Genomic DNA, 12,925 nt, shown 5'->3' on the forward strand with positions numbered 1-12,925 from the left:
TTCTTTTTATTAACCTACATGGGGCAGCTACCTAATATTGTCAATTAGCTAAATAGTTCTTTAAGCATACTCAATAACAGGTGGCAGCATTAGTTAGATACTCAAACCGATGCTGGTGGTTTTAGCCTGGCCAAAGATCACATATAGGATGCTGGGCAAATAAGGATGACTAATTTGGATGTGTGAATAATTTTTCAACTGCTACGCTGACAATTACTCACATGTCAACAGTTTATTAACATCATAAGTATGAGATAAGAAGTAACAAAAAAGTAATATTTGTATCGAAACTAACGGAGACTATCCCTTTTCATAGGACTCTTTGTTGTGTTTTAGCACCCCCAAGGTGACCTCAAGGGCGACAACCCCATCCATCGCGGTGGTCAGTCTGTTTTTAAGTCGAGGTAGAGGACAAAGAAATCTTGATTAACTTTCACTTTTATTTCTTTTTAAGAAAGCCATGCGGTGGGAGTTTAGCTCTTTTATTGCCCAAAAAACGAAGACGGCAATGTGCTTTAGGTAATGGCTTCATGACGAAAGAAACTATCTTTGGAATCCGGTGTTATGGAAAAACAAGTTGACTTAGTTATTTTTCGAAGAATTACGGCTGATGAATTTCACACAATTAATCAACCAGGTAGTGCATATCCAGGAGGTGGCGGTCAATCATATATAGATATTCCCACAGGTTATGTCCCTTTGGCGGATTGGAATGCAATTGTTGGCCCTCCAACTGGAACAAGAGCTCAAAACCGCCCATATTGGGACTTTTATATCGAGAGTTTCGGTCAGAATAATAAAATACTTCTTACTGTAGCGCAAAGGCGAAATGCATCTGTAATGATAACCTCACAAAAGAAAGAAGGAAGAGGTGGCAACCGTGTTCCTGCATGGCATCCAGATCATTCAACCTTTCCGGATCATCCTTTACCTGCTGGTCAACGGAATCCATTGGTGTATATTGTTAAAACCACAGACGGCAAATTTTGGGCCGGATGGACTGACCGAAAAGCAGCAGAGCCCAACTGGCATACAAATGCTGAGTTGGATCAACTATTTACATCTGATGAGGCTGGTAAGATTGTTTGTGACGGTTCAGTGTTTGTAGAAACAAATAATCCAGAATGGCCCTTCTTTCATAGAGACAATACGCCAAAACATCATACTCGATCTGAAGAAGCTGCAATAGACATTGAGTTTGAACAAGATGTATTGGAAAATATCGATACTCTGCCACCCGAAGAGAAGGAAAGAGTAATTAAAATTAGGGCCCGAAACACGAAGATCGTTCGTAACCTAAAAAAACTTTACGGTGGTAGATGCCAAATATCAGGGGAAGAATTAACCTTTCAAAAGAAGGATGGTGAATTGTATTCGGAGGCTCACCACTTGGTTCCGTTAGGTGACGGAGGGTCGGACGACTATCGAAACATCATTATTGTAAGTCCATTGATACACCGGATGCTGCACTATGCCCAAGTTTCTGAAATAGACCTTGCATTGATTGAAAATAATCAACTCAATATTCAATTAAATGGTAAAGATTACACCATTACATGGCATCCTGAGCATGCTCGAACTGTTGAGCAGAGCATTGGGCTTTAACAGTTGCCTTTTCCAAGTGAATAAGATACTCAGTTAGGTATTCATCCAATTTTGAATTATTACTTTTAAAACGCTTGTACCTTATCTCTTTGGTTTCCACATTGCCAAATTCCGCAAACAGCTCGGTCAATTCGTCAATTTTAAGTAGTCCATCTTCACTGTAACTTATTAAAAAATGTGGACAGTTCATACTAGAGAAGATTTGGCGGAATGAATCCCGAATATGAACTTTTGAACAAAAGTTGGAGTATTGATCTCGCCAAGGACGTAACCCACTTACACCTGCAGCTTCCGGTTTATCTCCCCTTGCAATAGTCTCCAAAACGTGGTAATTGGCTGCATATTGACGTTTCATATATGGAGGGTCAATATAGCAAAGGTCTGCCTGTATTGATTTGCTGATTTCTTCTGCATAGCCTTGTAGTACATTATGCCCCGTGATGTTCTCGTTGGATGAGAAAACGGAAGGCTTTAATGTCAATGGGTCCTTGGCTCTTACAATTACTTTTGATAGATAATGGCCATACGTACCGGCAATATTCGCAATGTCATTGGCTGCCATAATCAGATCATGAATAAGTAGGGAGTTTTCTAATTCTGAAATTTTACCTGACTGTCTCCATTGCTCAATTTGTTCTCGAATTGCATCAATCTTACCAGCATTACGGGAGATAAAATACTTTCTGGGTTGCTCTCCATTTGCCGGATTGCCATCGGGACTGAATTCCTTCCAGAAATAACCTCTCACAGGTTCGAGGTTATTCAAGAAACTCAGAATTGCCTCATAACCTGATACCCCAAATAAGTTTTTTGGATTCTCTTTATGTTTTTGAATTTCTTGCTGTTTCAACAAGCCTCTAAATTCCGGTGGTTTGTTAATGCATAGTTGAACAGCTGCATGGTGCAGTGAATAAGTCATTAGATCCACAGCCGTTACCCGGTAACCGTCTTCCCTTAAAGCCAAAGAAACCTGACCCGTACCACACATTAGGTCAACAATATGCGCCTCTGGTGCAACTAATTCACTCACCTTAGTCAGGATATGGTCACTTAACTTATTTTTTGCTCCTATATATCTGTATCCCATTTAACTAAATATGTCCTTTATATCAATATCCAGTAGTCGCTTAATCGGTATCAGTGGTTCAGCTGATTCAAGTTGAGCATAGATCAATGAATAATCGGACTTGTTGACCGAAAATAATTTTGCCACTTCCTTCTCTATTGCTGCATCAATCTGCCTGTTCAATTCCTTCTTATTTGATTTCATTCCCGTTAAAACCAATGAAGTGATTTTATCCACTGATGCTTGGAACGCTTTGGTTGGACGTACAGTTGGAAATGGCAGGCCAATCAAAATTCCTTGCGTCAAATAAGGATGAGACTTCCATTCAATTTCACCGTGCTTTTTGAGCAAGTAATACGTCATGATTCGGGAATTCAAAACAGCAAGCACAAACTCAAGGGTAAGATGTTTCTGCCATTTGTCTTTAAGCTTTAAAATGTATACTACTTGATTGGTTACTGATCCTTCATTGTCAAGACTTGCCGTAATCCCAATTCCTGTTTTTCTCACCAAAATCTTTTGCCCTTTGTACAAACTATAATCCTTATAGTTGATACCTTCTTTGGTAATATCTATCCATCGTTTGTTAGTAGAGAAGTAGCGTGACAGATCTTCACCAACTTTCATTTTTTTGGTACCATTACCATTGTGACTGAAAATAATTCGTTTTTGTTCAAGGGACCCAAGTTGTAAATTGGATTTACAATGAGGGCACTTTGGCTCTTTAGCCTTAGGATATGGTAAATGCAAATGACAATGATTGCATTGAATTACCACCCCCTTTTTAGAAATCTCAGCCCCTCTTGAATTCTCTACAATATCTGAGAATTGATAGCTTGTGACTTGCAACTTTTCAATCAAGTCGGTTTCCGAATCTCGGCAGTCAATATCAAATAAGTATTTTGAGTTCGATAGGAATCGTTTTTGAGGAATTTTGTGTGATAGCTCCTTTTCAATCGTGCACAAACTTTTAGTCGTGTTCAACACTTCACTTCGGTTGAATGGGGTTAATCGAAAGCTATCTACCAAGTTATTTGGGTCTGGTGAGCCATTCTTACCCACTAAAACTGTGCATGCACGGTTGACGTTATCAAAGATTTTCTCTCCAAGCCGTGCTATAAGCTTCAATTCGGTTGTTTCAAGGAGTAGTTTTCTAAACTTCCATTGCTCCTGATTAAATACGGAATCAGGCAGAATAAAAGCGTAATATCCGTTTGGCTTTAATTGCCTTAGAATTACTTCTGCAAACAGATTGTAAATATCAAACTGACCCGTCGCTAGTGAAAAATCATTAAAGAGTGCTTTCCTGCTGTAACCGTTCAATTCTGCACCCCATGGCGGATTGCTAATTGCCAAATCGAATCCATCTTCGATTTGTAGCTCCTTTAAAATACTTGCCCAACCGACTGAGTTTGAAAATGAAAATGGTTGAATTGAATCAGCCGTTAGCAGTCTATATTGGCTTCTTCGCACTGCTGTGCTAAGGTTTTGATCACACTCGTCAATTGAATGAGGGTCTTTATCTACTCCATATAAGCTGATCGATCCACAACTAATATCATTTGCGATTTTCGAAATGGATTTGAGTAAGATACCATCACCACAAGCTGGATCAAGGGTAATAATTGATCGTTTTTGTACGGTTCCACTTTTGAAATAATATAGAAGTTTGCTCGCTACATAATCCGCAAGGAACTGAGGTGTGTAGAATACACCGTTTTCCTTTTTGTGTTCTATACTTAGGCTTGCGTAGTGGCTCATTGATGTGCCTTTAAGTATTTAATCTTCTTTTCAGCAACTTTTAATACTTCTAAACTATCCGGTTCAGGGTACAATTCAGATGTAATCTTATCGCTGAGAAACTTTACTCTTGTTTCTTTGTAATCAAGATTAAGCGCCTTGGATAATGGTTCAAGTAAATCCGCTGTTAACTGCCTCTCATTCCTTTCAATCTTGCTTAACGTAGATTGATCAATGTCAAGCGCAGCAGCCAATTTTCTTAGAGGAAGTCCGGCTGATTCACGAATGCGCCTTATGTACTCACCAAATGTTTCTAATCCCATTTAGAAGAAAAGTTCTTGACAAATTTGTCAATTGTTTATTAATCTTCCAAAGAGAGTTCAAAGAAATTACTAACACCTATATGTGCGCAGGTAAAAACAAGTGTTTTGCAATATACTCTTCATACATACCTAAAATTATGAAGTATTGTGCCAAAAAATTTCCATACGCTTTCTGCTAAGCACTATCAGGACTACCCAAATAATTTAACCTCACCACTTATCCCGTCTGCACTGCATCCGCTCCTCATCTCGCTCTATCAGCTCCCTTTGTAGATATTCCGGTAATTCCTGCTGACTACTATTTTGTAAAATTTCTTTTGTAGTCCGCAAGGTTTGCGGACGGTCAAAGTGATTTTTTGCGGGGGTGTCTGCAAGTTTTGCCTTGGTTTCAACAGCTAATCCATAGTACACCTGTGGACGTTGCTGGCGGTCTTTAGGGTTCTTTAGCGAGTTCCCTTCTCTATCAGTTGCCTCAATGAGATCTTTCTCTATCAACCCCTGGATTGCTGATGTCACACTTCGGTCACTAATCCCAGCCTTTTGCACAAACTGACTGTGAGCAATCCAGTCGCGATTCTTTCGCTTTCCAGTTAGTTTATCTCTCCACCCCAGGGTACTTCGAACAACCAAGAGCAAAGCCTTTAATTCCGTTCCGGTGAGCGTTTTCATATGCTCAAAAATCCCGTTGGGAACGGGAGTAGTGTTTTTGAGCTCCATATTAGTTGATAACCGGGAGTTCCTCCTCAGTATTAGGGAAAATGCGGAAAGTGGTTTCTGGTTGCTGGTACAGTTGTAAAAACCAACCTCCGTTGTCGGTAACCTTCACCACCCCGACTTTCTGAAAGGTACTCTTAGCTTCTAATGTATCTGCCTGAACGCGTTCAGAGCAAACCGTATAATATTTAGACATAGTAGAATTTTGTTTTAAAGATTAAAGCAATTCCCTCTAAATCATCTCTAGATAAAGCCTGTCGCAAAACTTAAAGTGTTCTACGACAACCCGTCCCTTACTATATCTTTTACGACATAGTCCATCTTTTTGAAAGACCCTGTACAAAGGCCTTTCAAATAGGAGTGGTCAGGACTTCGTCCCCGATAAACAAAACGAATAATGTTTATCTAGTAGATGAATTCTGAAAGAATCAAGCTAGAGTGTATCTGCTTTCATTGGTTCTGGCAAGTGAACTTCCAATTCCAACGACTTCCGCTAATCTTTGATCTAAAAACTTACTGGTTGTTCGGAGATACTGCTTTTCATTCAACTGCATATAATTCAAGCTGGAGTTTAGGTTTCGGTGCCGGAGTACCGCCTGTACATCTACTGCACTAGCCCCATGATCCAGCATATAATGAGCTTTTCCATGCCTAAAGCTATGTGGAGTTATTTGCTTATCAAGCATCGCCTGTTTAGCCAGTTGCTTTACCCATCTTTGGACCGTCCGAGTACAAATCCCTTCTTCATGGTTACTTTTCTTATGGGTTGGCACAAAAAGCCAGTCGCCAGGATGATTTACCTCTAGTCGCCAAGCGAGATATTTTAGAAGAAGCTCATCAGTACTGGCTCCCCAAACCACTAAATTATACCGCATCGTTTTTCGTGTCTTGACTTTAGCGGCCCTGAGTCCATTACTCCCCTTTGGCTGAATATCCGAAAGCTTTAGTTCCAGCAATTCGCTGATTCGCATCCCTGTATCCCAAAGTAGGTGCAACACCAACTTCTTCTGTAGTTCATCGATATAGTGATCATCTAGTAAGGCGACCATATCCTCAAAATCCTCTTTTTCTACTATGTCTTTATCTGCATTGATAAAACGGATGGGAATAATCTCCTTAGGGTTTAAGTTTACTTGCCCTCTTCCCTGCCAAAAAGTGAAGTAATTTCGAAGAATTCGGGCGGAGTACGCAACCGTTGCCGGCGACAAAACTTCTAGCAATTGATTATGGAAAGTAGTTATGTCGTCTCCGGTGATATCTTTCAGGTGTGATTTCTCTGCTTTAAAATAGTCAGCAAATTGCTCAAGTCTTACCCGATAAGCTTCGGGGGCCTTAGTGGTGTGAGTCTTCTTCCAGTTTAGATAAATGTTGATTGATTCGTGTAGCGTTATTGATTCGTTATTAAAGTGCATAAAAACATAAAATACCCGCCAAGGAAAACGGCGGGTATTTTATGCAGGCATTTAAACGTAAATCCCTGAGAAATACACCTCGCAGTTTCCTTAATTACTGAACTAAAAAATTCAGAATGTGCCGTGACGGCCAACGAGTGTTAGTCTTTGTTTATCGGTTCGTTTAATAGTGTATACCATATAGATATTTATGGCAAGAGTTCACTGCACCCTAATCAAAAAAGCAAGGTTAACCCTTGCTCTAATCCCCTGCCCGCCTTTACATTTAGGCACTGCCATTGTATAGTATTCTATGTATTTGACAAGCTTTGAAATTCACTTGTTGTAAATCTTAGCCATGCTATAATAACCCTAAGCAAAAAAAACTCCAACGCTCCACTTCAACATAGTAAACCCATACGATCTCCTCATCGTCCACTTGTTCCTTACAATTCCATAGTCTACTTACTTCTTCACTTCCCTATTCCTTATGAGCTCACCTTCTTTTGAGGTCAGCTATTTCGGTAAAACCAATTTTCGAAACTTCAATATTCGCTTTGGAATCAAACAGGCCGACCGCTTGTTTCATTTTTATGCCCTCGGGAAAACGGGTTCCGGTAAGACTTCCCTGCTCAAATACTTAATGCAACAAGACCTGGTCGCTTCTCGAGGCTTTACTTTTCTCGATGTACATGGTGATGCCTGTTCGGAGCTCTTTTCGAAGCTTTCAGATTCCACTAAGGAAAAGGTCATCTACCTGGATGTCACTAACCCCGATCTTCAATGGGGCTATAATCCCTTTCGTAAGGTAAAACCCTCTCAACGATCTTTGGTTGCTTCTAACATCCTTGAGATTCTAAAACGAAATTGGAAGAGTGCCTGGGGAATGAAAATGGAGCATATCCTGCGTTATTGTCTGCTTACTCTTTTAGAGCAACCCAAAGCCAATTTTGCTGACCTTTCTCGAATCCTACAAGATCCGTCCTTCCGGCGGGGCTGTTTAAACCATGTAAGCAATAAGGATATCCGTGCCTTTTGGGAACTTGAATTCCCAAAGTACAGACCTGGGGACTTACTTCCTATTCTTAATAAGACCGGTGCCTTTCTGGCTCACCCTATGGTGCGAAAAGTACTGGTGGAGAATTCCCGGCAGCTTTCCCTTCGTTCCATCATGGACAAGGAGCAGGTACTTCTTATTAACCTAGCCAAAGGACAAGTAGGTACTGATGTTGCTCATATCCTGGGCTCATTACTCTTAACCTCACTGGCCTCTTCTGCTTTCTCGCGTATTGACACGCCGTATCACTTAAGAAAACCCTTCTTCATTTACCTCGATGAGTTTCAAACGCTCTCGAATACGGATCTGCTTGCTGAGATGCTTTCCGAACTACGTAAGTTCAAAGTAGGGCTAATTTTAGCCAATCAGTTTCTTAGCCAATTGGAACCCGAAGTACGTGCTTCCCTACTTGGAAACGTAGGCACTATTGTCTCCTTTCGTTGTTCGATTGCCGATGCTTCCCTTTTGGTTAAAGAGTTTATCCCTCTTGGTATTCCTAAATACGAAATAGCTGACTTTACTTCTCTCGCCAATTTTGAGGTTTACTTAAAACTCATGATTAATGGAAAGCCCTCTCGTGCTTTTTCGGCCGAGACTTTCCGACCGCATTAATCGCTTTACTCGCCTTAAGCTCTCTTTTCTTCCTTTATGAAAACTCCAGTCTCGTACTATGGAGGTAAACAGAATATGCTCCGGCATATCCTTCCCTTAATCCCTAAACATCAGGTATACCTAGAGCCCTTCTTTGGAGGGGGTGCGGTGTTCTTTGCTAAAGAGCCCTCCCCTTCAGAGGTGATCAATGACAATAACCACATGGTGGTGAATTTCTATCAGGTCGCTAAAACGCATTTTGAAGACCTGAAAAAGAAAGTAGAAGCCACCTTATTCTCAAGAGCTAGCTATTCAGTTGCCTGGAGCATTTACCGCGTCCCTCATCTATTCTCTGCCTTGCAACAAGCGTGGGCCTTCTATGTGGGAACCAATATGGGCTTTGCCTGTCAAATTGGTTCCTGGGGCTATGATAAATACGGAAAACGAACCAAGTCCTTTCTCAACAAAAAGCTTGCTTTTGACTCCTCGGTAGTGGATCGTTTAGCGACTACAACGGTAGAGTGCAGTGATGCTTGCTCAGTAATCCAACGCTTTGACACCGAAGATACCTTTATCTATGTTGACCCTCCCTATGTAGGCACCGCTTTAGGTCATTATGGAGGCTACACCGAAGCGGATTACGAAAGGCTTCTACAAACCCTATCCTCTATCAAAGGAAAGTTTCTGCTTTCATCCTTCCCTTCCGAACTCCTATCGAAGTACCAGAAACAACATGGCTGGCACACTAAGACTTTCAATAAATCACTGGCGGCACATAAATCTGAAAATGGGGCTTCAAAGCCTCGGAAAACAGAAATGCTGACTGCCAACTACCCTTTTGTTTAATTCTAAAATCCAATAATTATGGAACAGCCACCTAAGGCTCTGTTGAGACATTTCTCATCATTGTTTAGACGCAAGGCCGCCGGAGAACCCGGAGCCACCCTTCACCCAGATGTTGTCTTAAAGCACCTTTCACGGAAGGCCTTAATTGACATCATCAAATCCAAAGAGGACAAGAACTTGCCAGAAGGCATGGAACTAGCTGAAATGGAAAGCAAAGAGCTCCTAGAGCTGGTAGGAAATGAGTTTTTGATCATTTCACATATTACCGGTCAATGGGGTAAAACAATCCCAGAGCCTCAAAAAGCTCCGGTTAAAACACCTGCCGATACTTCCAAGGACACGAAGGAAACGCCTAAGAAAAAGTCATGAGTGCATCCCAAGCTTTCCTTAGCAAACAAAAGGCCCTAGATCAGGCTGTTTGGTTAAACTTTGAAAATCGGCTCCGGAACAACCGTTTTGGAGCCATTCAAGGAGTGGCCGGACAATACCTGGTCATGCCCACCGATCACCCATCCTTTGAAGGTGAAGCCTTTGAAACGCTCCCAGATTCTTATGAGTCCATGGACTATGAGCAGATTCAAGGAATTGCTATGGACCCAGAGCCTCTATCGTTCTGGGAGTCTATTCTTGGGATGTTCTCCACAATCGATGGTGAAGTCCTTCGCTTTATCCTCCGCTATCAAGTTCCACTGAGCACGTTCATTCGATTTGAACTCGCCGCTCGGGGCTATGATATGGACAACCGTTTTTGCGGCTTTGAACAAGCTCGCAAGATTTGGTTTGAATAATTATATATCAAAAACGCTAGCCTAATAGGCTAGCGTTTTATTATTGAATAAAAAAGATAATTAGTTAATACAAGGACATTGCGAACAACTTAGGGGCACAGCAACCGAACATGAATAACCATTGCCAATCCCACAACACTCTACATACACGCTTGCTCCAGGGTGATCATAAAAGAAATCATGGACTGATTGAAGGGATGGTATATTGCTAATTGCATTAACAACACCTTCCCAATTCACTGAAGTGCCATTAGTGTTGGCCTCTACCGCTTGAGCAAAGGCACCATATCCATCATCTGATGTTTTTAAGACCAGTTGTGGGTTGTCTTGATTTCCGAAAAGAAAATCACCTGGGTCAGCCTGTGTTGTTGTGGTAACAAAGCAGGTTAACGCCAACATGAATAAAACAGTTTTAATCTTCATATTATGGTTTTATAATTAAACTTTGAGGCTTAAAACACCTCTTACATTAATCTTAAAAATATTAATCCAATTGCTGAAAATAACACACAAACTATTTAACGGCTAGCCAAAAACTTAACATGTCTATAAATTAACGATTCACACAAATTGTTTAGCTAAATCCTTATTGTCTTGCCCATAAGGATATTAGATTAATGTAAATTATTAATTATTTCAAATAAACTAGTAACAATTACTTAAGCACCAATTTAGTTTGTGGTTAATTTCTTTGTGGATTTACAGGTTGTGCTTTTGTTTATGAATGTGAAGCCCTTACTTTCTGGCAAGCCATTTTTGGAATGTTGTCTATCACCGATGGTAAGACCCCGTACTTTGACCTCGGTATTATTTTCATTTGATTAGAAATCTACGCTCAGAACGTTGATCTGAACAACATTTTTATAGCTTTAAATACGATCAGAAGACTTAAGGTAATTAACTACACCCAAGAACGCAAGGCTTTAGGAGTTAGTCATTCCCAAAAGCATAGCCACTAATTAGGGAGTTAATTGTAAGTCCAACATCAACCCCTTCAAGAGCTTTTAATAAGGACTTTAGCTCTCGCAAGGGAGGCTTCGATATGATCAATAATATTCTCATTTTCTAGAAGAGAATGAATATCCGCTTTTTCTAGCTCTAATACTATCTCCCGACTTACTCCTGATAGAATAACCTGGACTTCTTGGCTACGAAATTCTCGGATCACCTCCTTTAATCTATGAATACCAGTAGCATCAATAAATGGCACATGCCTCATCCTCAAGATTAATACTTCCGGACGTTGTTGCATTCTATTTAATGCATCCTGAAAAGTTTGTGCTGCACCAAAAAACAAGGCTCCATTAACTTCGTAGAGTACTACCCCTGAAGGAAGTTCCGGTATTTCTTCTTCAAATAGCAATTCATCATCTGTTTCAGCTTGCTTTGAAAAGACTTTAATGCTTACAGACTCACTCAATCGCTTCATCACAGTAAAACTTGAAAGAACAACTCCTACTTCAATTGCGATCACCAAATCAAAAATTACGGTAAGAAAGAACGTAACAAGTAAAATCAAAATATCCAATCGGTTTCCCTTTAATAGAAACACAAAATGGCGCCATTCACTCATATGATAGGAAACTACAATAAGAATACCTGCAAGACAAGCCATTGGAATCAATTTGGCAAAAGGAGCAAGTAGCATCATAATCAATAGCAGAACAATGGCATGGGTAATTCCTGCAATAGGTGTCCTTCCTCCATTCTTCACATTTGTAGCAGTGCGGGCAATAGCACCTGTAGCTGGAATCCCCCCAAACATGGCTGAAAAACAATTGGCCACTCCTTGGGCTATAAGCTCCATATTTGACCGGTGTCGTCCTCCAATCATACCGTCGGCCACCACTGCTGATAATAAGGACTCGATCCCTCCAAGTAAGGCAATGGCCAAGGCTGGCTGAATTAAGGCCTTAACTGTACTAAAATTCACATCGGGAACCATCGGAACCGGTATACGACTAGGGATATCACCAAAAGATGACTCAATAGTTGTTACCGGGACATTGAACAAATGCACCACCACAGTACCGGCAATGATAGCCACCAAGGAGCCAGGTACTTTTGTGGATATACGATGAAAGTTTAAACTCAATAAAATGGTAGCAATAGCAATGATAACGGCATACCAGTTAATTTGGCTAAGATGCTGACCATAGGCCAGCCATTTCCCCAGGAAATCTGCGGGTAAATTCTGAATAGACAAACCAAAGAAATCATTAATCTGCGAAGAAAAAATAATAACCGCAATACCACTTGTAAAGCCAACAATGAGTGGGTAAGGAATATATTTCAGCAGACTCCCTAAACGCGCTAGCCCCATTAGTACTAAAATGAGGCCAGCCATAAATGTTGCGATAGTTAAGCCACCTATACCGTGCTCTTGAACTATAGCATATACAATTACTATAAAAGCCCCAGTAGGGCCTCCAATTTGAACCCTACTACCCCCAAGAGCTGAAATTATAATTCCAGCTATGATTGCGGTCACAAGACCTTTGTCGGGAGACACGCCAGATGCAATAGCAAATGCAATTGCAAGAGGAAGGGCAACAATCCCAACTATTAGTCCCGCAGAGAGATCTTTAAGAAGTTGTTCTCTTTTAAGCCCACCCTTGAGTATTGAGATCAATTTTGGAGTAAAGTCAGATTGCTTCATACAGTATTTACACCAAAAAGCATTTACTTAATTCTGCTCAGCAAAAGCTTGGCCGGCAAAGTTAATCAATCCACTAACCCTGCTAGATCACGCCTCCATATTGCTTGCATTATTTTTAACCAAGCACCATAGAATGACTATATAT

13 protein-coding genes are annotated in these 12,925 nt (G+C 40.7%); 5 read left to right on the forward strand and 8 right to left on the reverse strand.

The genetic code is table 11. The annotated features are described in order from the left end of the window. Positions 1 to 564 precede the first annotated feature (564 nt). Positions 565 to 1,605, forward strand: coding sequence for an HNH endonuclease (locus ACO05P_RS11730; protein WP_421751087.1), 1,041 nt, complete (start codon positions 565 to 567; stop codon positions 1,603 to 1,605). Here ACO05P_RS11730 and ACO05P_RS11735 read toward each other — a convergent pair. The 6 genes from ACO05P_RS11735 to ACO05P_RS11760 all read right to left on the reverse strand — a co-directional run bounded on the left by ACO05P_RS11735 (position 1,553) and on the right by ACO05P_RS11760 (position 6,860). Continuing rightward, positions 1,553 to 2,692 carry a DNA adenine methylase gene (locus tag ACO05P_RS11735; protein WP_421751089.1) on the reverse strand — a complete coding sequence of 380 codons (1,140 nt, stop codon included), beginning with the start codon at positions 2,690 to 2,692 and terminating at the stop codon, positions 1,553 to 1,555. The genes ACO05P_RS11730 and ACO05P_RS11735 overlap by 53 nt on opposite strands. Beyond that, entirely contained in the window at positions 2,693 to 4,432 is a 1,740-nt protein-coding gene (locus tag ACO05P_RS11740; RefSeq protein ID WP_421751091.1) for an N-6 DNA methylase, read from the reverse strand. It lies immediately after the preceding gene. Then, a complete protein-coding gene (locus ACO05P_RS11745; protein WP_421751093.1) occupies positions 4,429 to 4,734 on the reverse strand; it encodes a helix-turn-helix domain-containing protein in 306 nt (101 codons plus the stop codon). Before ACO05P_RS11745 ends, ACO05P_RS11740 begins: the two co-directional genes overlap by 4 nt. Positions 4,735 to 4,944: 210 nt before the next feature. After that, complete coding sequence (locus tag ACO05P_RS11750) at positions 4,945 to 5,451, reverse strand: replication protein (RefSeq protein WP_421751095.1); 507 nt, start codon at positions 5,449 to 5,451, stop codon at positions 4,945 to 4,947. A gap of 1 nt (position 5,452) precedes the next feature. Continuing rightward, entirely contained in the window at positions 5,453 to 5,644 is a 192-nt protein-coding gene (locus ACO05P_RS11755; RefSeq protein ID WP_421751097.1) for a hypothetical protein, read from the reverse strand. Positions 5,645 to 5,876: 232 nt separating this feature from the next. Then, a complete protein-coding gene (locus ACO05P_RS11760) occupies positions 5,877 to 6,860 on the reverse strand; it encodes a tyrosine-type recombinase/integrase (RefSeq protein WP_421751098.1) in 984 nt (327 codons plus the stop codon). Between the two features lie 469 nt (positions 6,861 to 7,329). Between ACO05P_RS11760 and ACO05P_RS11765 the strand changes: the two genes are divergently transcribed. The 4 genes from ACO05P_RS11765 to ACO05P_RS11780 are packed head-to-tail and all read left to right on the forward strand — an operon-like array spanning position 7,330 to position 10,121. Beyond that, entirely contained in the window at positions 7,330 to 8,508 is a 1,179-nt protein-coding gene (locus ACO05P_RS11765) for a type IV secretory system conjugative DNA transfer family protein (protein WP_421751100.1), read from the forward strand. A 36-nt stretch (positions 8,509 to 8,544) separates the two neighbouring features. Then, positions 8,545 to 9,333, forward strand: coding sequence for a DNA adenine methylase (locus ACO05P_RS11770; protein ID WP_421751101.1), 789 nt, complete (start codon positions 8,545 to 8,547; stop codon positions 9,331 to 9,333). Positions 9,334 to 9,351: 18 nt separating this feature from the next. Then, on the forward strand, positions 9,352 to 9,702 hold the full coding sequence (locus ACO05P_RS11775; RefSeq protein WP_421751102.1) for a hypothetical protein: 351 nt from the start codon (positions 9,352 to 9,354) through the stop codon (positions 9,700 to 9,702). After that, positions 9,699 to 10,121 carry a hypothetical protein gene (locus tag ACO05P_RS11780; RefSeq protein ID WP_421751103.1) on the forward strand — a complete coding sequence of 141 codons (423 nt, stop codon included), beginning with the start codon at positions 9,699 to 9,701 and terminating at the stop codon, positions 10,119 to 10,121. The genes ACO05P_RS11775 and ACO05P_RS11780 overlap by 4 nt, the downstream gene beginning before the upstream one ends. A 60-nt stretch (positions 10,122 to 10,181) precedes the next feature. Here ACO05P_RS11780 and ACO05P_RS11785 read toward each other — a convergent pair whose 3' ends face one another. Together ACO05P_RS11785 and ACO05P_RS11790 are read right to left on the reverse strand one after the other, a co-directional pair. Continuing rightward, positions 10,182 to 10,544: a hypothetical protein gene (locus ACO05P_RS11785; RefSeq protein ID WP_421751105.1), complete on the reverse strand. Its 363-nt coding sequence runs from the start codon at positions 10,542 to 10,544 to the stop codon at positions 10,182 to 10,184. A gap of 571 nt (positions 10,545 to 11,115) precedes the next feature. Then, complete coding sequence (locus ACO05P_RS11790; protein WP_421751106.1) at positions 11,116 to 12,780, reverse strand: SulP family inorganic anion transporter; 1,665 nt, start codon at positions 12,778 to 12,780, stop codon at positions 11,116 to 11,118. Between the last annotated feature and the right edge of the window lie 145 nt (positions 12,781 to 12,925).

It is taken from the genome of Croceimicrobium sp., assembly GCF_965228705.1.
Classification (GTDB): Bacteria; Bacteroidota; Bacteroidia; order Flavobacteriales; family Schleiferiaceae; genus Croceimicrobium.